This window comes from Pseudomonas agarici, assembly GCF_001543125.1.
Taxonomy (GTDB): Bacteria; Pseudomonadota; Gammaproteobacteria; order Pseudomonadales; family Pseudomonadaceae; genus Aquipseudomonas; species Aquipseudomonas agarici.
Map to the genome: position 1 here is coordinate 1132907 of NZ_CP014135.1, position 21323 is coordinate 1154229.

Here is a 21323-nt window from a genome sequence, read left to right on the forward strand (position 1 = left end):
TAGGCAACCTGCCTGACAACACAACAATAAGAAGGTGATTTTCATGCTCAAGCTGACACGGGCGCTGTTCTGCGCCGCTACCCTGGTTGTCACTGGCCTCGTACAGGCGGCCGATCCCATCGTTATCAAGTTCGCCCATGTGGTTGCGGAAAATACGCCCAAGGGGCAGGGCGCGCTGCTATTCAAGAAGCTCGTCGAAGAGCGCCTGCCTGGCCGGGTCAAGGTCGAGGTCTACCCAAACTCCTCGCTGTTCGGCGACGGTAAGGAAATGGAGGCGTTACTGCTGGGCGACGTGCAGATGCTGGCACCGTCTCTGGCCAAGTTCGAGCAGTACACCAAGCAGGTACAGATTTATGACCTGCCGTTCCTGTTCAACGACCTGGCCGCCGTCGACCGTTTCCAAGCCGCCCAGGGCAAGGCGTTGCTGACTTCGATGACGGATAAGGGGATTCTCGGCCTGGCCTATTGGCACAACGGCCTCAAGCAACTGTCGGCGAACAAGGCACTGCGGGTGCCGGGCGATGCCCGTGGCCTGAAGTTCCGCGTCCAGGCCTCCAGTGTGCTTGAAGAGCAGTTCAAGGCGATCCGTGCCAACCCGCGCAAGATGAGTTTCGCCGAGGTTTACCAGGGCCTGCAGACCGGCACTGTCAACGGCACCGAGAACACTTGGTCGAACTATGAAAGCCAGAAGGTTAACGAGGTGCAGAAGTACTTCACCGCGTCCAACCATGGCCTGATCGACTACATGGTGATCACCAACAGCAAGTTCTGGAGCGGCCTGCCAGCTGACATCCGCAGTGAGCTGGAAAAGACCATGGCCGAAGTCAGCATTGAAGTGAACAAACAGGCCGAAGCGCTGAACCAGACCGCGAAGCAGAAAATCATCGACGCCAAGACCAGCGAGCTCATCGAGCTGACCCCACAAGAGCGCACGCAATGGCGCGAGGCAATGAAGCCGGTGTGGAAGAAGTTCGAGGGTGAAATCGGTGCCGACCTGATCAATGCGGCGGACAAGTCCAACCAGCCTTGACCGACAGCGGGTTTGTGAACCACACCTGTGACTGATCGTTGCCATGCCGAGCGTGGCGAACGATCAGGTCGAGAAGAGTCTCTCTCTTTTTTCTCTCGCGGAGTCCTGTCCATGCAAGCGCAATCGCTGCGTCGCATCTGGGAGCATTTCGAGGAGGGCCTGATCGCCTTCCTCCTGGCCGCCATGACGTTGGTGACCTTTGTCTACGTGATGGCCAACAACGTCTACACGCTGTTCTTCAACCTGGCCGATCGCTGGGTCTGGAGCAGCGACTTCTTCAACGCCCTCGGCGACGCCACCATGACCGTGGCCCAGGAAATGACCTGGAGCGTGGCGTTGACCAAGGCCATGTTCGGCTGGTTGATCTTCTTCGGCATTTCCTACGGGGTGCGCACTGCCGGCCATCTGGGTGTCGATGCCGTGGTCAAGTTGACTCCGCGCCCGGTGCAACGCTACCTGGCGCTGCTGGCTTGTGCCTGCTGCCTGGCCTACGCCGGACTGTTCATGGTGGCCAGCTACAAGTGGTTGAACGCTTTGCTGACCGCCAGCATCGGCGCCGAGGACCTCGACCAATTCGGCATCAAGGTCGGCTACATCGTAGTGATCGTGCCCATCGGCTTTGCCCTGGTACTGATCCGCTACCTGGAAATCTTCTATCGCATCTTTACCCGGCGCCAGAGCGGTCTCGGTCTGGCCGATGAAGCCGGCGAAGCCAGCAAGCTCGCTGGCGAGCACAAGGAGCAGCACTGATGGCCGTACTCTGTCTGTTCCTGCTGTTGTTCACTTTCATGTTCCTCGGGGTGCCCATTGCGATTTCCCTGGGGTTGTCCGGGGCGGTGTCGATCCTGATCTTCAGCCAGGACTCCCTCAGTTCCCTGGCGATCAAGTTGTTCGAGACCTCCGACGGCTACACCTTCCTGGCGATCCCGTTCTTTCTGCTGTCCGGTGCCTTCATGACCACCGGCGGCGTGGCCAGGCGCCTGATCGATTTCGCCAACGCCTGCGTCGGGCATATCCGTGGTGGCCTGGCGATTGCCGCCGTGCTGGCCTGCATGCTGTTCGCAGCCTTGTCCGGCTCGTCGCCGGCCACCGTGGCGGCAGTCGGCTCGATTGCCGTGGCGGGCATGGTGCGCTCCGGTTATCCGAAGGAATTCGGTGCCGGGATCATCTGCAATGCCGGTACCTTGGGTATCCTGATTCCGCCGTCGATCGTGATGGTGGTGTATTCGGCGGCGACCGAGACCTCGGTGGGCAAGCTGTTTATGGCCGGGGTGATTCCAGGGCTGTTGCTGGGCCTGATGCTGATGGTGGCGATCTATATCGTCGCCCGGATCAAGAAGCTCCCGGCGCAACCGCGAGCGACTTTGCGTGAGTGGCTGTCGGCGGCCCGCCGGGCGTTCTGGGGCTTGCTGTTGCTGGTGATCATCCTCGGCGGCATCTACAGCGGTCTGTTCACCCCGACCGAAGCAGCAGCGGTGGCAGCGGTGTATTCGGCGTTTGTCGCACTGTTCATCTACAAGGACATGAAGATCCGCGACTGCCCGAAAGTGCTGATGGAGTCCGGTCGTCTGTCGATTATGCTGATGTTCATCATTGCTAACGCGATCCTCTTCGCCCATGTGTTGACCACCGAACAGATCCCGCAACAGATCACCAACTGGGTGGTCTCCGAAGGCCTGACGCCTATTGGTTTTCTGCTGGTGGTCAACGTCGTGCTGTTGGTGGCGGGCAGCTTCATGGAACCGTCGGCCATCGTACTGATCCTCGCGCCGATCTTCTTCCCGATCGCCATGAAGCTGGGTATCGACCCGATTCACCTGGGCATCGTGATGGTGGTCAACATGGAAATCGGTCTGGTGCATCCGCCAGTGGGCCTGAACCTGTTCGTGACCTCGGCGGTGACCGGTCTGAGCCTCGGCCAGACCATTCGTGCGGCGCTGCCGTGGTTGATGATTCTGCTGGCGTTCCTGATTTTGGTGACCTACGTACCAATTATCTCGCTGGCCTTGCCGCACTGGCTGGGGATGCCGTGAGTGGATTGATGGCATAGACTACTGATACTTCATTGAAAGGCCGCCGCGAATGGGTTCGTAGCGGTCTTTGAGCACTTCATCGCTTTACTCAAACGGCATTGCCTGGCGAGACAGTCCTAGCAGCGACAGCCTGTAGGTGAGTTCAGGCAGTGGCTGGGCGATGCGTCCCTCAGCCAATTTGCGGCAAGTCCCGCCAGCCAATCAGGGTGTGGCGTTGGCCTCTGCAAAAAAGCTCGGATTGGCTATCCGCCATTCAATGTCGAAGCCTTAGGCTGGGCAGCATGTGAACAGCGTTATGAGTCATCACGATGGAGTCATACCTTGGAACCGCGCCTGGATTTCTATGCTGCTTCACCCCAGGCTCTTAAGGGGCTGCTGCTGTTGGAAGAGGTCAGCTTCGGCCTGTCCATTGAAAAGCCCCTGCTAGAATTGGTGAGGTTGCGGGTCTCGCAACTCAACCATTGCTCGTTCTACGCCGACCTGCACAGCCAGGAGGCCCGCAGTCAGGGTGAAACCGAACGGCGCCTGTACGGTATCTTGGCGTGGCGTGACTCGCCTCTGTTTAGCCCTCGCGAGCGGGCGGCGCTGGCCTGGAGCGAGGCCTTGACCTTGCTCGCCAATAATCCAATCAGTGACGAATTATACGCCCATGTCCGCCTGCAGTTCAGCGAATGCGAACTGGTCGACCTGAGCGTGGCGATTGCCTCGATCAACTGCTGGAACCGCCTGGCCGTGGCGTTCCGCCAACAGTTGTCGGTTTGAGGTCAATATTTTCCCTGGTGCACCAAGAGGTTATTCGTAATGAAACTGATGCATGTTGACGCCAGCGCCAAAGGCGAACGGTCCAACTCCAGAGCGTTGTCCCGGTACTTTATCGAGCAGTTGCACGAACTCGGTGTTGAGCTGGAAATCGATTACCTGGACCTGAGCGTCGAAACTCCCGCGCATGTCACCGAGGACTTTGCGGTCGCTACTTATACTCCCTCGCAGGCGCGCACAGAGGCCATGAAGCAGACACTTGCTGCCTCGGATGCGCTGTGCAAACGATTGATAGAGGCCGATGCCTGCCTGTTCGCCATGCCGATGTACAACTGGTCGATGCCTTCGACCTTCAAGGCCTTTATCGACAACATCATCCGTACCGATCTGACTTATCTGAATACCCCGCAGGGCATTGTCGGCCAGTTGAGCCGGCAGAAGGTGCTGTTCCTGACCAGCCGGGGCGCCGATCTGCGCCCCGGCAGTCCGTTAGCGTCGATGGATGCGTTGACCCCGGCGCTGAAGGCGGCGTTTGCCTTTATCGGCGTGCAGGCCCCGCAGTTCGTCGACGCCCAGCCGTTGCAGTTTGCCGAGGCCGAGGCGCGCCTTGAGGCCCTGGAACGGGCCAAGGCCGAGCTGGCGGTCGTTGCTCGGCAGTGGGCGCTGAAGGCCGCCTGATCAACGCGCCGGGTTTGCTACCCGGACACCGGCCTTTGCGCTTTCACCGAGGGGTTGAAAGTACGGCCTATGCCCATGCTGGTGGTCACGCGCAAGGCCTGAGAGTCTCAAGCCTTGCGCGTGACCAGTTTCATGACTACTACAAAGAACATGGGTACGAACACCACCGCCAGGGTTGCACTGATCATCCCGCCGATCACCCCGGTACCGATGGCCTGTTGGCTCGCCGAACTGGCCCCGGTGGCGATTGCCAGCGGCACCACGCCGAGAATGAACGCCAGCGAAGTCATGATAATCGGTCGCAAGCGCAGCCGTGCGGCCTTCACCGTGGCGCTCGGCAGGTCATGCCCTTCGTCGTACAGGCTCTTGGCGAACTCGATAATCAGGATCGCGTTCTTCGCCGACAGACCGATGATGGTGATCAGCCCCACCTTGAAGAACACATCGTTGGGCATTCCGCGCAAGGTCACCGCCAGCACCGCGCCGAGTACCCCCAGCGGCACCACCAGCAGCACCGAGGTCGGAATCGACCAGCTCTCGTACAACGCCGCCAGGCACAGGAATACCACCAGCAACGACAGGCCCAGCAGGATCGGTGCCTGGGAGCCGGACAAGCGCTCCTGCAACGACAGCCCGGTCCATTCCAGGCCCAGGCCCGCTGGCAACCGCGTCACCAGACGTTGCATTTCCTCCATGGCCTGGCCCGTGCTGTAGCCGGGCGCCGATTCGCCGGAGATAGCAATCGCCGGGTAGCCGTTGTATCGGGTCAGTTGCGCCGGACCCTGGATCCAGCGAGCTTCGACAAAAGCCGACAGCGGTACCATCTTGCCGTTGTTGTTGCGCACATGGATCTTCAGCAGGTCCTCCACCTGGGCACGCTTGTCGCCCTCAGCCTGGATGACCACCCGCTGCATGCGTCCCTGGTTCGGGAAGTCGTTGACATAGGACGAACCGACAGCGGTGGCGAGGATATTGCCGATATCGGCGAACGACACGCCCAAAGCATTGGCTTGTTTGCGGTCGACTTCCAATTGCACCTGCGGTGCTTCGGCCAGGGCGCTTTCGCGGACATTAGCCAGTACCTCGCTCTTTTCCGCCGCCGCCAGCAGCTCTGTACGGGCCAGCATCAAGGTTGCATGACCGACGCCGCCACGGTCCTGCAGGCGCAGCTCGAAGCCGCTGGAGGTGCCCAGGCCATTCACCGGCGGCGGCAGGATGGCGTAGGCCAGCGCATCCTTGAGGTCGCCGAAGGCGATATTCGCCCGTTCGGCGATGGCTGCCGCCGTGTCCCTGGCACCGCGCTGTGACCAGTCCTTGAGGGTGGTAAAGGCCAGCGCAGCGTTCTGGCCGCTGCCGGAAAAGCTGAAACCGAGGATCATGGTGGTGTCTCCGACACCGGACTCCGTGGCGTTATTGGCCTCGATTTGCTCCACGACCTTGACCGTGCGGTTCTTGCTCGCACCCGGCGGCAGTTGGATATCAGTGATGGTGTAGCCCTGGTCTTCCACCGGCAGGAACGAGGCTGGCAGGCGGCTGAACAGCAGGCCGAGAACCACCAGCAGCAAGCCGTAGAGCAGCAGGTAACGACCGCTGCGTTTCAGGATTTGGATTACCCAGCGTTCGTAGCCTGCGCTCATCTGTTCGAAGCGTCGATTGAACCCGCCGAAGAACCCCCCCTTGGCATCGTGCCGGTCCCTGGCGATTGGCTTGAGCAGGGTCGCGCAGAGCGCCGGCGTCAGGGTCAGGGCAAGGAACGCCGAGAACAGGATCGAGGTGGCCATGGACAACGAGAACTGCTGGTAGATCACTCCGACCGAGCCCTGCATAAAGGCCATGGGAATGAACACCGCCACCAGCACCAGGGTGATGCCGACGATTGCTCCGCTGATCTGGCCCATGGCCTTGCGAGTCGCCGCTTTCGGCGCCAGGCCTTCATTGACCATGATCCGCTCAACGTTCTCCACCACCACGATGGCGTCGTCCACCAGAATACCGATGGCCAGCACCATGCCGAACATGGTCAGCACGTTGATCGAGAAACCCAGGGCCAGCATGGTGGCAAAGGTCCCCATCAGCGCCACCGGCACCACCAGCGTCGGGATCAGCGTATAGCGGATATTCTGCAGGAACAGGAACATCACGGCGAACACCAACAGCATGGCTTCGCCGAGGGTGTAGAGCACCTTGGTGATCGAGACCTTGATGAACGGCGAGGTGTCGTAGGGAATCTTGTATTCCACGTTCGCCGGAAAGTAGCGCGACAGTTCGTCCATTTTCTCCCGCACCAGCGTCGCGGTCTTCAGGGCGTTGGCGCCGGGCGCCAGTTGCACGCTGAAGGCGGTCGAGGGCTTACCGTTGAGGCGTGTCGAATATTGGTATTCCTGGCTGCCCACTTCGACCCGGGCGACATCGCCGACGCGCACGCTGGACCCGTCCGGGTTGGCCCGCAGGACAATATCGGCGAATTCCTGGGGGAGCGATAGCTGGCCCTTGACCAGCACCGCCGCCGTGATTTCCTGGGTCGACGGCCCCGGCAGGTCGCCGATGCTGCCGGCCGGAACCTGGATGTTCTGCGCTGCCACGGCGGCGCTGATGTCGGCGGCGGTGAGGTTGAAGCCCACCAGCTTTTGCGGGTCGATCCAGATTCGCAGGGCGCGTTCGGCTCCGTAGAGTTGGGCTTTGCCGACGCCGTCCAGACGCCTGATCTCGTTCATCACGTTGCGTGCCAGGTAGTCGCTGAGCGCGGTATCGTCGTATTGGCCGTCATGGGAGGTGAGGGTAGCCAGCAATAGGAAGCCGGAAGAAGCCTTCTCCACCTGCAAGCCTTGCTGGGTGACGGCGGCGGGCAGGCGCGGCTCGACCGCCTTGAGGCGGTTCTGCACATCCACCTGGGCCATCTCTGGGCTAGTCCCGGGCTGGAAGGTCGCGGTGATGGTGGCACTGCCCAGGCTGCTCTGGGATTCGAAGTAGAGCAAATGATCGGCGCCGTTGAGTTCCTGTTCGATCAGGCTGACCACGCTTTCGTCGAGGGTCTGCGCCGAGGCACCGGGGTACACCGCGTAGATTTCCACCTTGGGCGGCGCGACGTTAGGGTACTGCGCCACCGGCAACTTGGGGATGGCGAGCGCGCCGGCCAGCAGGATAAACAACGCGACCACCCAGGCGAAGATCGGGCGGTCGATAAAGAAATGCGGCATGCTCACTGTCCTTCGGACCGGGCCAGGGAAATAGGGCCGTCATCGACCTGCACCCGTTCGTTGGGGCGGGCGTGCTGCAGGCCTTCGATGATGATGCGGTCGCCAGGCTTGAGGCCATCGTTGACGATCCAGCGGTCGTTCTGCGCCGCGCCGAGGCTGACCGGCTGCTGACTCACGCGCTGGTCGGCGTCCACCAGCAGCACCAGAGGCACCCCGGCGCTGTCGCGTAGGATCGCCCGTTGTGGCACGCTGATGCCTTCGCGGTTGAACGCCTGTTCGACCTTGACTCGCACGAAGCTGCCCGGCAGCAGGTCGAGATCCGGGTTCGGGAACTCGCTGCGCAGAATAATCTGCCCGGTGCTTGGGTCGACGCTGATATCGGTGAACAGCAGCTTGCCGGGCAACGGATAGGCGCTGCCGTCGTCCTGGATTAACGTCGCCTTGGCCTGGTTCTGCCCGACCTGTTGCAACTGACCGGCGCGAAAGGCCCGACGCAGATCGTTCAGCTCTCGGGTGGACTGGGCCAGATCGGCATGGATCGGGTTCAACTGCTGGATCAACGCCAGTGCGGTGCTTTCGTTGTGGCCGACCAGCGCGCCTTCGGTGACCAGCGCCCGACCGATACGCCCGGAGATCGGTGCGGTGACGGTGGCATGGTCCAGGTTCAGTTTCGCTCGCTGCACCGCAGCCTGACCGGCGGCGACATCGGCGGCGCTCTGGCGCGCGGCGGCCTGGGCGTTGTCGTAGTCCTGGCGGCTGATGGCGTTGCTGTCCACCAGTTCGCGGTAGCGCTGGTGCTGTAATTTCGCCTGGAACGCATTAGCCTGGGCTTTCTGCAGGCTGGCCATGGCGCTGTCGAGGTCGGCCTTGAACGGTGCCGGGTCGATCAGGAACAGCACATCGCCCTGTTTGACGTCACTGCCTTCGGCAAACATACGCTTGAGCACCACACCGGCAACCCGCGCACGGACTTGGGCGATGCGCGGCGCGGCAATGCGCCCGCTCAGTTCGCTGCTGATCGACAGCGGTTGGCTGTGAATGGTCTCGACCCGCACCTTGGGCGCGGGCGGGGCTTCGGGCTCGCCCACGGACCGATCGCAGGCGCTCAACAGCAGAGCCAGGGCCGACAGGCAAGGCAGGGCCAACAGCTTCTTCAACATAATCAAGTTCCAGTAATGACCCCAGGCATGCTAAGGGTGGCTGTCAACAGGTGCTGTGAAGCTGTGTAGGTGGTTGGTGAAAAAGTGTGAAGCTGGTGCTCGCGCACACGAAAGGGCGTATATCCTTTACGGTTGTTCACCTACTTGTGGTTAATTTATGCCGACGATTCTCCTGGTCGAAGACGACGCCGCGCTTTGCGAACTGATTGCCAGTTATCTGGAGCGCAACGGCTATCAGGTCAATGTGCTGGCCCGTGGCGACCAGGTACGCGAGCAGGCCCGGCAGAATCCGCCGGACCTGGTGATCCTCGATCTGATGCTGCCCGGTCTCGATGGCCTGCAGGTCTGTCGGCTGTTGCGGGCCGATTCGGCGACGCTGCCGATCCTGATGCTCACCGCCCGCGACGACAGCCATGACCAAGTGCTAGGCCTGGAAATGGGCGCCGATGACTATGTGAGCAAGCCCTGCGAGCCGCGGGTGCTGCTGGCTCGGGTTCGCACGCTGTTGCGCCGTAGCAGCCTCAGCGAGCCGCAGGTGGCTAGCGACCAGATCCTGATGGGTAGCCTGTGCATCGACCTGTCCGAGCGCACCGTGAGCTGGCGTGAGCAGCCCGTGGAGCTGTCTTGCGGCGAATACAACCTGCTGGTGGTGCTGGCCCGACATGCCGGTGAGGTTCTCAGCCGCGACCAGATCCTGCAACGTCTGCGCGGCATCGAGTTCAACGGCACCGATCGTTCGGTGGACGTGGCGATTTCCAAGCTGCGGCGCAAGTTCGACGACCATGCCGGCGAAGCCCGCAAGATCAAGACCGTGTGGGGCAAGGGGTACCTGTTCAGCCGTTCCGAGTGGGAATGCTGAATCGATGCTGAAGATTCTGATCCGTCTCTACCTGGTGACCATGGTGACCTACAGCGCGGCGATCTACCTGGTGCCCGAGCTGGTGATCGGGCTCTTTCGCGACCGTTTCATGGGCTACAACATTGACCAGTCCCGAGGTATGCAGGAGCTGTTGGTCAGGCAGTTTCAGGCGGTGCCCAACGAGCAATGGCCGGCGCTGGCGATCGAACTGGACAAGAGCTTCGCTCCGTTGCGGGTGGCGCTGGCCCGTATTGACGACATCAGTTTCAGCGAGCCTGAACAGGAACGCCTGCGCCGTGGCGAGAATGTGATCCGCTTGGGCGACTGGGGCGCGGCCAAGCTGGTGGCCTCGCCGCTGGACGGGCAACTGGCGGTGGAGCGCGTGGTGCCGCCCGATCCGCTGGACGTCAACCTGTTGTATTGGAGTATGAATGTACTGATCGGCGCGGCGCTGCTGGCTTGCCTGCTGTTTTGGCTACGGCCGCACTGGCGCGACCTGGAGCGCCTCAAGCAGACCGCCCGACGCATCGGCCAGGGTCGGTTGAGCGAACGCACGCATATCTCGCCGCGCTCCAATATCGGCGAGTTGGCGGCAGTCTTCGACACCATGGCCGGTGATATCGAATGCCTGCTCAACCAGCAACGCGACCTGCTCAATGCTGTGTCCCATGAACTGCGCACACCCTTGACCCGCTTGGATTTCGGCATGGCCCTGGCCCTCTCGGATGACTTACCGCAGCCTTCGCGCGAGCGTCTGCAAGGATTAGTGGGGCATATCCGCGAGCTGGATGAGTTGGTGCTGGAGTTGCTGTCCTACAGTCGCCTGCAGAGCTCGGGGCGAGTGTCGGAGCGGGTAATGGTGTCGCTCGATGAGTTTGTCGACAGTATCCTCGGCAGTTTCGACGAAGAGTTGGAGGCTCCGGATATCGTTATCGATGTGCTGATGCACGGCTCCCTGGAGCGGTTTTCCCTCGACCCACGGCTGACCGCGCGGGCCGTACAGAACCTGTTGCGCAATGCCACCCGTTATTGTGAGCGCAGGATCCAGGTCGGCATCCGCACCAACACCGAAGGTTGTGAACTGTGGGTCGATGACGATGGCATTGGCATTCCCGAACAGGAGCGCGAGCGGGTCTTCGAGCCGTTCTACCGCCTGGACCGCAGCCGCGACCGGTCCACGGGAGGCTTTGGCCTGGGTCTGGCGATCAGTCGGCGGGCGGCCGAGGCCCAGGGCGGGACCCTGACGGTCGAACAGTCGCCGCTGGGCGGGGCGCGTTTGCGGCTCTGGTTGCCGGTGCTCTAGTCACCTGTGTGGCCAGTTCTGTTAATCAATTGCGGCGCCACAAGCCGCTAGTGGCCTGTACGGTGAGTTCGTTAGCTCAAGTTCGGATGCCCTAAGTTCATGGCTAAGGCGCTGTGACGAGTCATAGCCGGGCTATGGCGAGGAACAGCAACGCAAGCCAGGGATTTAGGGCGCCGAAATTGACTCATAGAACTAGCCACACAGGCCACTAGAGGCCCTGGCTGGTGCGGATCAGATCATAGGCCCGGCGTACCAACGGGTTGACCGTGTTGGAACGGATCCACAGGTAATAGGTAATGTTCGGAAGTCGTGGCAAACCGTCGTTTTCCCCCAGTACGCGCATATCGGGTCCCAGCAGCTCCATGCTGCGGGGTGTCACCCCGAGCCCGGCGCGAATCGCCGCCTTGATGCCGATCAGGTTTGACGCCAGATACGCCTGGCGCCAGGCAATCCCCTCACGCTCCAGCGCCTCCAGGGCATAACGCCGATAGATGCTCGGTTCCTCGATCAGGATCAAGGGCAGCGGCTCGCTGGGCACATGAAGGTACTGCGTCGAACAGATCCACCAGACCGGTGAGGTGCGTAGGGCGAAGCCTTGCAGGCGCGAGTCCTCGCGGGTGGAGATGAGCATGTCGATCTTGCCCCGGTGCAGATCCTCCATCAGGTAGGGGCTGCGTCCCACATCGATCTCCAGGCGCACTCGGGGCGCCGAGCGGGCAATGTGGCTGAGGATCGGCGGCAGGAGGGTCTCGGCGATATCGTGGGGTGAGCCAATACGCAGTACGCCGCTCAGGTGGCTCTCGCGCACTGAGTTGAGTGCTTCATCGTTCAGCGAGAGCATCTGCCGGGCGTGGCGCAGCAACTGCCGGCCAGGCTCGGTGAGTTGTTTCTGCCGGCCCTGTTTCTGGAACAGGCTGATTCCGACCTGATGTTCCAGGCGTTGCATTTGCTGGGTGACCGACGATTGGGTGCGGGCCAGGTGCTGGCCTGCTTCGGCAAAGTTGTGATGATCGACTACCGCGACGAAGGTGCGCAGCAGTTCCAGGTCCAGGATCGTAGAGGGCATGGCGGTTCGAATTCATATCAAGGGTGATGCTCAATAGATTACGGATTCTTATGTATCTGGCGAGAAAAAATTACTGCTGAATTTAAATGACCCAATAAATGCGGCTTATGTCTTTTTTTTAAAAACCTAATAACTAGAAAGTTATAACAATATTAGATATTTGAATTTCCGTTCCGATGGAGCGCTCCCTAGCATGTGGGCAACGAGGTCGGGAGACGCCGATCGCCACCGAGGGGATATCCATGCAGTTCACGCGCACATCGATCCAGCGTTTTCTACCCACCGTACTGGGCGCGGTGCTCGCTTTTGGCGTAGTCGGATCCGCGCAGGCCGACGCAACCCTCGACAAGATCCAGCAACGGCACCGGCTGGTGGTCGGTGTGCTGTTATCCGGCGGGCCGTTCGGCTCCATCGACCCGCTCACACAGGACCCCAGGGGCCTCAACGTCGACCTGGCCAATGCCCTGGGCAAGGATCTCAATGTGCCGGTGGAACTGGTCCCGGTATTGCCAGCCAACCGGGTGCAGTTCCTGCAACAGGGCAAGGTCGATCTGCTGATCGCCAACATGGAGTGGACCGCCGAGCGCGATACCCTGCTGGGGCATGTGCCGACGCCGTTCTACCGGGTCGGAGGTGTCGCTGCGGTGCCGAAAGACAGCAAGATCAGCCGTTGGGAAGACCTCAGGGGCCAGCCGGTGTGCACCTCCCAGGGTAGCAGCTACGTCAAGCCGCTGAGCGAGCTGGGTGTAGACCTCAAGGCGTTCAAGAGTTCCTCGGAGTCGCTGCTGGCGCTGCGTGGCAACAACTGTGTGGCGGCTGTGCATGACGCAACGCTGATCAACCCATTGCTGGCCGACAATCCCGAGTGGAAGGACTACCGAGCGCTGACCCCGAAGTTGAATCCGGCGCCGTCGGTGATTTGGAGTCGCCTGGGGCAAACCGATATCCAGAAACGCCTGGATGGCGTGGTCCAGGAGCTGCATCGCAGTGGCTGGCTGATCGAGGCCGAGACGCGCAATCACCTCACCCCGGCGTCGCCCGCGCTGGTGGAATGGCATAACCAGTTCAAGGGCTGAACCCGTTGTCGCTCCACGAGCCTCTTCAGGCAAGCACTTCCCCCACGTTGAGAGCTTGACACAGGCAGTGTGGGGACGGTCGCGCCAGCAAAGACGGTCGCCACACCCCGCGAACTCTCAAGGACACTCCCAATGCTCAAATATCTACCTCCGGCTCGCGCCGAGATCAGCCGGCCAGACTCTCTGTTGGCCGGTATCGTCGATGCCTGTGTCGGGCGAGTCGAGGACCACGGCTGATGGAGCGCTTTGTGCAATGGGCCGGGCACCTGGGCCTCAATTATGGCTTCCTGCTGGATGCCTATCAGCGCGGCAGTTTGGTCAATGGCGCTTGGACCACCGTTTTGCTCTGCCTGTTGGCCATTATCGGCAGCCTGCTGGCGGGACTGGCTTTGGCGGCGATGCTCACCAGCGGCCATCGCTGGCTGGCGTGGCCGGCACGAGTCTTTGTCGAAGTGACCCGCAACACACCGACGCTGGTACAGCTGTACTGCGCGTTCCTGGTGCTGAACATGCTGCTGACCCAGGCCGTCGGCGCCGCTAACCCGTTGACGCCGTTCGCCTGGGTGGTGATCGTGATTTCCCTGCACAAAGGCGCGTTTCACGCTGAAGCCCTGCGGGCCGGCATCGAGGCGGTACCGGCGGTGACCTTGGAGGCCGCCAGCTCCCTGGCCTTCAGCCGCTGGCAGTTGCTGTGGAATGTGCAACTGCCGCTGGCCCTGCGTTTTGCCTTGCCGTCGCTGGTCAACAACCTGATCGATCTGGTGAAGATGACCGCCGTGGCCTCGGCCATTGCCGTCGGTGACATCACCTACGCCTCGATCATGATCTGGACTCAGAGCGACAACGTGCTGGAGCTGATGCTGCTGATCCTGAGCTTTTTCGGCCTGCTGAGTTTTATCGTCAATTGTGTCGGCCGCTACCTTGAAGCGCGCCTGAGGATGCCTGGCTATGGCCATTGAATGGTCGGTGATCGAATCGTTGCTGCGTTGGTCCCCGGCGCTGGCGGTGGGCTTTGGCCAGAATATCCTGATCAGCTTGCTGGCAATTGTCATCGGCTCTGCCGTGGGCCTGCCGATTGGCGCCCTGGGGTTGTCGTCATTGCGCCTGCTGCGCTGGCCGGCGCGGTTGTGGGTGCAGTTGTTTCGCAATGCCCCGTGGCTGGTGCTGATCTACTTCACCACTTATGTGTTCCCATTCGAAGTCCATGCTGGCAGCCACTATCTGCCATTTCCCGACTGGCTGAAAGTCACCATTGGCCTGGCTTTACCCACCAGCGCCAACGTCGCGGAGATCTTTCGCGGGGCAATCAGCTCGACTCCCGCCACTCAATGGGAAGCTGCTCGCTCCCTGGCTCTCAGTCGCCGCCAGCTATTTTGTTCGATCATCCTGCCGCAGTGTTTCAAGCGCATGCTACCGCCATGGATGAACCTCTATGCGGTGATCACCATGGGCACCGCCCTGGCTTCGCTGGTGGGCGTGCATGACCTGATCGATACTGCGCAGATCGCCAGCAACACCGTCAACCGCAGCGGCTTCACCGTGTTGATCTACTTCAGCGTGCTGGCGTTGTTCTTCGCCTATTGCTACCCGATTTCCCGTCTGACCCAACGCCTGGAGCGACGTTATGCCTTCTACTGAAACGCTCGCCAGTCTGCGTGATCTGCACCTCTCGTTTGGTACCAACCGGGTGCTTAAGGGTATCGACCTGGATATCCAGCGCGGCCAGGCGGTGTCGATCATCGGCCCGTCCGGTTCGGGTAAATCGACTATCCTGCGCTGTATCACCGGGCTGCTCAAGCCGCTGCGCGGCAGCATCCGTGTCGGCGGCACCGAGGTCCACCTATTGCGCCGTGAAGCTGAGTTGATCGAGCTGCGTAAGCGGGTCGGCTTCGTGTTCCAGCAATACAACCTGTTCCCGCACTTGTCGGTGCTGGAAAACCTGTTGGTCGGTCCCTGCAAGGTGCTTGGGCGTAGCCGCGCCGAAGCTGAGCCGCCAGCCCGCCGGTTGCTGGCCAAAGTACGCATGGAGCACAAGGCCGAGGCCTTTCCCGGCCAGTTGTCCGGTGGCCAACAGCAACGGGTAGCGATTGCTCGGGCGCTGGCGATGCGCCCGGAACTGATCCTGTTCGATGAAGTGACCTCGGCCCTCGACCCGGAAACCGTTGGCGAAGTGCTGACAGTGATTCGCGAGCTGACCGAGGAAGGCATGACCTGCGTGTTGGTGACCCATGAAATGCGTTTCGCCGAGGACATCAGTGACGTGGTGTATTTCACCGAGAACGGTCGGATCGTCGAGTCCGGCAGTGCCTACCAGATTTTCCAGCAACCACGTAGCGAGCGCACCCGCGAATTCCTCCGGCATGCCCTGGGCGACGTCCACCGCCGCCCGACGCAGGCCGACCCGTTCCGGCTGAGCAATATCAGTCCATTGAGCCTGTCCATCTGATCGTGATTCACCTGATAAGGAGCTTGCCCATGAGCACCACCGAACGCACCGACGTGATCGAATCTTTCCTGGTGAAGATCCGCGCCATCCATCAGCGCGGCGTCGATCGCGCGGCACTGGAAGAAATCATCGTTTTACTGGAAGCGCTGGCCGAACGCCGTGAGCTGTTCAATTTCGAAAACTTTCCGGCGCCGGTGGTGGGCGAGGGCGATAGCGCGTTCCGCTACCGCCTGAACGACGATGGCGACACCCCCACTCTGTACCTCAACTCGTTGCTACCGGGCAAGAACACCATCGCCCACAACCATGAGACGTGGGCGGTGATCAGCGCCGTCGAAGGCCAGGAGCTGAACCGCGTCTATGTCCGCCGCGACGACGGCGCCGACCCGCAACACGCGGTGCTGGAGCTGGAACGTGAAGTGGTGGTGCAGCCCGGCACGTCGATTGCTTTCCTCGGCGAAGACCTGCACAGCATCCGTGTCGATGGCGAACAGGCAACCTTGCACTTCCATCTCTATGGCCGTCCGTTGGAGTCCCTGGAGGGCCGTTACGGCGTGCGCGACGATGGTACTGTCCTCAACTACAACAAGTCGCAGATGACGCCCTCGATCAATGCCTATGCTCGTGCTCGTGAATTGGTGTTGGAATGACTTCTTTATCCCAAGGCGAAGCTTTTATGAGCACAACCGTGACTCCGGTGCAGTTACAGACGTGGTTGTTCGATGGCCGGGAAATTGCCCTGTTCGACGTTCGCGAGTACGGCCAGTACGGCTCGGCGCATCTGTTTCATGGTGTTCATCTGCCCTATAGCCGGTTGGAGCTGGAAGCCCGGCGCCTGGCGCCGAACCTGGCGGTACGCCTGGTGATCTATGACCAGGACGGCGGTGAGCTGTCGTTACGGGCGGCACGGCGGTTGGCTGAACTTGGCTACCGTCAGGTGCATCGCCTCGAAGGTGGCGCCGAAGGCTGGCAGGCTGCCGGCTTGCAGTTGTTCGCGGGAGTCCATGTACCGTCCAAGGCGTTTGGCGAACGGGTCGAGGAAGTCTGCCATACGCCGCATATCAGCGCAGGCGAACTGGCTTCCTGGCAAGCCGAGGGTAAGCCTGTGGTGCTGCTCGACGGTCGGCCATTCGGCGAATACCTGCAGATGACCATTCCCGGTTCGATTTGCTGCCCGAACGGCGAACTGAGTTATCGCCTGCACGACCTGGTACCGGACGAGACGACGCCGATAGTGATCAACTGTGCCGGTCGTACCCGCAGCATTATCGGCGCGCAGACGCTGATCAACTTGGGCGTGAAGAACCCGGTCTATGCCTTGGAAAACGGCACCCAGGGCTGGTTTCTCGCCGACTTGCAATTGGAACATGGCAGCACTCGGCGTTATCGCGACGAGGCGCCGCCGGCTAAGCTTGAGCAGCAGCGCGAAGCGGCCCGGCAACTGGCGCTTCGCGTCGGCGTGCCGAGCGTGACAGCGGTGCAGGTTCGTGCCTGGGCCGAAAGCACCGAGGACAGCCTGTTTCTCTGCGATGTGCGCAGTGCCGAAGAGTTTGCTCTGGGCAGTCTGCCCGGTGCGCAACATACACCGGGTGGCCAGTTGATCCAGGACACCGACCTGTATCTCGGTGTGCGCGGGGCGCGGGTCGTGGTGTTCGACGACGATGGCGTGCGCGCGCCGGTTGTTGCCAGTTGGTTGCGTCAATTAGGTCACGATGCGCGGGTCCTTGAGGAAGGCCTGCACAGCGACCTGAGTTTGCCGGTGCCGACTTCGCCGCCATTCTCCGAACTGCCCACCCTCGACGCGACAAGCTTGTCGCGGGCCTTGGCCCAAGAGCGCGTGGCGCTGATCGACCTGCGTCCGAGCATGACCTTCCGCGAGAGCCATCTGGCTGGCTCGCAATGGTCGATCCGACCTTTGCTGGCCGCTCAGGTGGCGAATGAAACGCGGCCACTGGTGCTTGTCGTTGCAGACCGGGCGGTCGCGCAGTTGGCGTTGCTGGAATTGCCGCCGGCCCAGCGCGCCCAGGCACGAGTGCTGGCAGGAGATATCAAGTCCTGGGAAGAGGCCGGCCTGAAACTGGTGAAGGACACCTCGGCTTTGCCTGATGAGCATTGCATCGACTACCTGTTCTTCACCCACGACCGGCACTCCGGTAACAAGGACGCGGCACGCCAGTACCTGGCTTGGGAAATCGGTCTGTTGGGGCAGATGACCGAGGCCGAGATTGCCAGTCTGAATCCAGTGCCACCGGCGACCGCGCCGGTCGATGTGCGAACTCGCCTGGTGCACGCCGCGCGGACCTGCAATGGCAGCGGCGCTCGGGCGGTAAACGTGCCGGTGACGCGCCTGAGCACCGTGTTGTTCGACAATCTGGCACAGATGCTCGACGCCCGCACCCGGCGCGACAGCGAACGGGTGCTGAGCTACGGTGCCCGTGGCAATCCGACGGCCTTTGCCCTGGAAGACCTGGTGACCGAGCTGGAAGGCGGTTATCGCACGCGGCTGTTCAGCACCGGCCTGGCGGCGGTAGCGCAGACGCTGCTGGCGTACCTGCGACCGGGTGATCATGTATTGATTACCGATGGTGTGTACGGGCCGGTACGCCGGCTGGCGAAGGAATTTCTCGGTCCCTTCGGTATCGATGTCGAGTACTTTCCGGCGGATGGCCGCGATCTCCAATCCAGGCTGCGCGCCACCACGCGGATGGTCTATTGTGAGGTGCCGGGTTCGTTGCTGTACGAACTGAGCGATTTGCCGGCAATTGTCGCTTTGTGCAAACCCCGCAATATCCTGGTGGCAGTCGACAACACCTGGGGTTCGGCGTACCAGTATCGACCGTTGGCGCTGGGTGCGGATATCTCGATCATGGCGCTGACCAAGTATCTGGCCGGTCACAGCGATGTGGTGATGGGCAGCGTCTGCACTAGCGAGGCCGCCTGGCAGCCGTTGGCGCGGATGAGCGACAGCTTTGGCAACACGGTCAGTCCCGACGATGCCTTCCTGGTGCTACGCGGTGCGCGAACCCTGGCGGCGCGGCTGCAAGTACACCAGCGCCAGGGCCTGGAGATTGCCCGCTGGTTACAGGCGCAACCGCAGGTCCGGCAGGTGTTCCATCCGGCGTTGGCGGAGCACCCTGGGCATCAGCTCTGGCGGCGCGATTTCAACGGCAGCAACGGGTTGCTGTCGTTTGAGTTCGCCGAGGCCGACCCTCGGCAGGCCGAGCGCTTTATCGGCGCCTTGAAGCTGTTCGGGTTGGGGGCGTCATGGGGGGGTTATGAAAGCCTGGTGACGCTGGCGGATCTGGACGATCGCCAGTTCCCGGTGCCGTCGCGCCACCCGGTGATCCGTCTGCATATCGGGCTGGAAGCGGTCGCCTCGCTGATTGAGGATCTGCAACGCGGCTTCGCCGCCCTCTGAGCCTAGTGGCCTGCGTGACGCGTTCTATGAGTCAATGCCGGCGCCACCCACCCCTGGCCGGCGCTGCTATTGCTCGCCATAGCCCGTCGATGACTCGTCATAGCGTCTTGGCCATGGACGTGTGGCATCCGAACTCGAGCTGGCGAACTCACCGTACAGGCCACTAGCCTCCCGAGGGAAGTCACGATCCCTCGGGCTGGCCTACCTCCACGGTGAAACGTCCTGGGCCCGTCATAAGGCCCGGCGCTGTTCCAGCACGCGTTTCACGCCTTCAAGCACCAATACCAGTACCGCCAGCCAGATCAGGCTATAGGTCAGCCATTCCCATGACCGGATGCTTTCGCCCAGCAGCAAGGCGACGATCACCAGCAGGATCGGTTCGACGTACCCCAGCAGGCCGAACAAACCAAAAGCCAGCATACGGCTGGCCAACAGGTAACAGATCAATGCCGCCGCGCTGATCACCCCCAACAGTGGAATCAACCCATACAGCGCAGGTCGCCGGTCGAGCACGGCAAAACCTTGTTCGCCGTATTGCACGAACCACCAGGCCACCGGCAACATCAAGGCCATGTCGAACCATAAGCCGCCCAGGTTATCGGTGCCATTGCGCCGGCGCAGCACGAAGTACACCGGATAGCCGAGGGCAACCAGCAAGGTGGTCCAGGAGAAACTGCCCGCCTGGTACAACTCGTTGAGCACGCCGCTGCAGGCGAGCAGGGCGGCAATGGTCTGCAGCCGCGACAGACGCTCGCCGTAGACGATGCGTCCGGTCAGCACCATGGTCAGCGGCAGCAGGAAATAACCCAGGGACACGTCGAGGCTGTGGCCGTTGAGCGGTGCCCAGAGAAATATCCAGAGCTGTACGCCGAGCATCGCCGAGGACAGCAGTAGCTTGGCCAACAATATCGGTTGTCGGCGAATGCGGATAAAGATCGTGGGCACCACTTTCCAGTCACCGGACAGCCACATGAACACCGTCAGGCACGGCACAGTCAGCAGCATGCGCCAGCCGAAGATGTCCTCGCCATTGAGCGGCTCGAGCGAGGCGGTGTAGAAATACAGGATGGCGAACAGGCAGGATGCCAAGACCGATAAAACAATACCTCTGGACACAACGGCCTCACGGATGGGCGAATACGGGTTTTTGGTGGCCGATAGCTTGATGCTTTACGGCGGGCGAGGCAAACCGGTCGCGCGGTTTTCGGGCGTGGCTGCGCTATGGCGTCGTTTTCAGTGTGAAAGGATGTCGTCGGCCTTTTGTCGGCGGAACACCAGCGCCTTCAGGCTGCTTTCGATATCGATATCGGGAAACTCCGGCGGATTTTCCAGCCGTTGTTCGAAACGCAGGCCTGGCGCTTCGTGGGTCATACCGGTAATCAGGAAATCCGAACCGATTGACGGATCGTTCATGCAGGCCAGCACCGTCCCTTCTTCGGCCAGCAATTGCGGCAGGCGACGCAGTACCCGTTGGTAATCCTTGGTCAGCAGGAAGCTGCCTTTCTGGAAGGAGGGCGGGTCGATGATCACCAAGTCATAGGGGCCGCTGTTGATCACCTTGCCCCAGGACTTGAACAGGTCGTGGCCAAGAAAGCTCACCTTGCCCATATCGTGGCCGTTCAGGCGGTGATTGTCGCGGCCACGGCCGAGGGCGGCACGAGACATGTCCAGGTTCACCACATGCTCCGCACCACCCGCAATGGCCGCCACCGAGAAGCCGCAGGTGTAGGCGAACAGATTGAGCACACGTTTGCCGGCTGCATGGGCGCGGACCCAGTCGCGGCCATAGCGCATATCGAGGAACAGGCCGTTGTTCTGCTTTTTGTCCAGGTCGACCTGATAACGCAGACCGCTTTCGGTCAGGGTCCATTCTTCGACGGCTTCGCCGAGTAACCATTCGGCGGGGCTCAACGGCAGGTAGCGGTGTTGCAAGAGCAGGGAATGGGCACCCGTGGTTTTCCAGGCATCGGACTGGCTCAACTCGCGCAGTACCCGCTTGAGATCCGCGAGTTGTGCCGGCTCCGGCTCCTTGAACAAGGAGGCCATGATCACCCCCTGTAACCAGTCGACAGTCACTTGCTCCAGCCCTGGCCAGCAACGGCCACGCCCATGGAACAGCCGTCGGGTTTCTTCCGGGCAGGTCGCCAGGGCGTCGAGCAGGTGAGTGTGGAGGAGGGACAGGGCTTGGGGATTCATCGGGCAGGATCGGCAATCTGAAAGGCCCCGTATTTTAACCCCATGCCGATGGAAAATCGTGCGACTTTATCGGCTTCATTGATGTCAATGGGCCGCTACGCA

General features: G+C 61.5%; 18 protein-coding genes. 13 read left to right on the forward strand and 5 right to left on the reverse strand.

Annotation, left to right across the window (positions count from 1 at the left end; genetic code table 11):
- The first annotated feature begins 43 nt into the window (after positions 1-43).
- From AWM79_RS05055 to AWM79_RS05075, 5 genes are all read left to right on the forward strand, one after another.
- Entirely contained in the window at positions 44-1030 is a 987-nt protein-coding gene (locus AWM79_RS05055) for a TRAP transporter substrate-binding protein (RefSeq protein ID WP_060782300.1), read from the forward strand.
- 111 nt (positions 1031-1141) lie between these two features.
- Entirely contained in the window at positions 1142-1780 is a 639-nt protein-coding gene (locus AWM79_RS05060) for a TRAP transporter small permease (protein WP_017131242.1), read from the forward strand.
- The gene (dctM, locus tag AWM79_RS05065; RefSeq protein WP_017131243.1) at positions 1780-3063 is read left to right on the forward strand and encodes a C4-dicarboxylate TRAP transporter large permease protein DctM; all 1284 of its coding nucleotides are present in this window, start codon (positions 1780-1782) and stop codon (positions 3061-3063) included. The genes AWM79_RS05060 and dctM overlap by 1 nt, the downstream gene beginning before the upstream one ends.
- Before the next feature lie 321 nt (positions 3064-3384).
- Positions 3385-3825, forward strand: a complete 441-nt coding sequence (locus AWM79_RS05070; protein ID WP_060782301.1) for a carboxymuconolactone decarboxylase family protein — start codon at positions 3385-3387, stop codon at positions 3823-3825.
- 39 nt (positions 3826-3864) lie between these two features.
- Positions 3865-4500: an FMN-dependent NADH-azoreductase gene (locus tag AWM79_RS05075; protein ID WP_060782302.1), complete on the forward strand. Its 636-nt coding sequence runs from the start codon at positions 3865-3867 to the stop codon at positions 4498-4500.
- 107 nt (positions 4501-4607) lie between these two features.
- On the opposite strand, the gene AWM79_RS05080 is transcribed toward AWM79_RS05075, so the two are convergent.
- Both AWM79_RS05080 and AWM79_RS05085 read right to left on the reverse strand, forming a co-directional pair.
- Complete coding sequence (locus AWM79_RS05080; RefSeq protein ID WP_017131246.1) at positions 4608-7697, reverse strand: efflux RND transporter permease subunit; 3090 nt, start codon at positions 7695-7697, stop codon at positions 4608-4610.
- Positions 7698-7699: 2 nt separating this feature from the next.
- Positions 7700-8857: an efflux RND transporter periplasmic adaptor subunit gene (locus tag AWM79_RS05085; RefSeq protein WP_017131247.1), complete on the reverse strand. Its 1158-nt coding sequence runs from the start codon at positions 8855-8857 to the stop codon at positions 7700-7702.
- 157 nt (positions 8858-9014) lie between these two features.
- Between AWM79_RS05085 and AWM79_RS05090 the strand changes: the two genes are divergently transcribed.
- Together AWM79_RS05090 and AWM79_RS05095 are read left to right on the forward strand one after the other, a co-directional pair.
- Positions 9015-9716 (forward strand): response regulator transcription factor, encoded by a 702-nt coding sequence (locus AWM79_RS05090; protein ID WP_017131248.1) that lies wholly within the window; start codon positions 9015-9017, stop codon positions 9714-9716.
- A gap of 4 nt (positions 9717-9720) precedes the next feature.
- Positions 9721-11019 (forward strand): ATP-binding protein, encoded by a 1299-nt coding sequence (locus tag AWM79_RS05095; RefSeq protein ID WP_060782303.1) that lies wholly within the window; start codon positions 9721-9723, stop codon positions 11017-11019.
- 208 nt (positions 11020-11227) lie between these two features.
- On the opposite strand, the gene AWM79_RS05100 is transcribed toward AWM79_RS05095, so the two are convergent.
- Positions 11228-12085, reverse strand: coding sequence for a LysR substrate-binding domain-containing protein (locus AWM79_RS05100; protein ID WP_017131250.1), 858 nt, complete (start codon positions 12083-12085; stop codon positions 11228-11230).
- Positions 12086-12327: 242 nt separating this feature from the next.
- Here AWM79_RS05100 and AWM79_RS05105 point away from each other — a divergent pair, with 242 nt between their 5' ends.
- The 6 genes from AWM79_RS05105 (at position 12328) to metC (ending at position 19025) form a co-directional block, all read left to right on the forward strand.
- A complete protein-coding gene (locus AWM79_RS05105; RefSeq protein ID WP_060782304.1) occupies positions 12328-13161 on the forward strand; it encodes a transporter substrate-binding domain-containing protein in 834 nt (277 codons plus the stop codon).
- Positions 13162-13397: 236 nt separating this feature from the next.
- Positions 13398-14120 carry an amino acid ABC transporter permease gene (locus tag AWM79_RS05110; RefSeq protein ID WP_060782305.1) on the forward strand — a complete coding sequence of 241 codons (723 nt, stop codon included), beginning with the start codon at positions 13398-13400 and terminating at the stop codon, positions 14118-14120.
- Entirely contained in the window at positions 14110-14799 is a 690-nt protein-coding gene (locus AWM79_RS05115) for an amino acid ABC transporter permease (RefSeq protein ID WP_017131254.1), read from the forward strand. Before AWM79_RS05110 ends, AWM79_RS05115 begins: the two co-directional genes overlap by 11 nt.
- Positions 14786-15607 (forward strand): amino acid ABC transporter ATP-binding protein, encoded by an 822-nt coding sequence (locus AWM79_RS05120; RefSeq protein ID WP_017131255.1) that lies wholly within the window; start codon positions 14786-14788, stop codon positions 15605-15607. Before AWM79_RS05115 ends, AWM79_RS05120 begins: the two co-directional genes overlap by 14 nt.
- 29 nt (positions 15608-15636) lie before the next feature.
- A complete protein-coding gene (locus AWM79_RS05125) occupies positions 15637-16257 on the forward strand; it encodes a cysteine dioxygenase family protein (RefSeq protein WP_017131256.1) in 621 nt (206 codons plus the stop codon).
- A gap of 26 nt (positions 16258-16283) precedes the next feature.
- Positions 16284-19025: a cystathionine beta-lyase gene (metC, locus tag AWM79_RS05130; protein ID WP_060782306.1), complete on the forward strand. Its 2742-nt coding sequence runs from the start codon at positions 16284-16286 to the stop codon at positions 19023-19025.
- Positions 19026-19256: 231 nt separating this feature from the next.
- Here the strand turns inward: metC and rarD are convergent, their stop codons facing one another.
- Entirely contained in the window at positions 19257-20141 is an 885-nt protein-coding gene (gene rarD / locus AWM79_RS05135; RefSeq protein ID WP_026013095.1) for an EamA family transporter RarD, read from the reverse strand.
- 117 nt (positions 20142-20258) lie between these two features.
- On the reverse strand, positions 20259-21221 hold the full coding sequence (locus tag AWM79_RS05140; protein WP_060782307.1) for a class I SAM-dependent methyltransferase: 963 nt from the start codon (positions 21219-21221) through the stop codon (positions 20259-20261).
- Positions 21222-21323 lie beyond the last annotated feature (102 nt).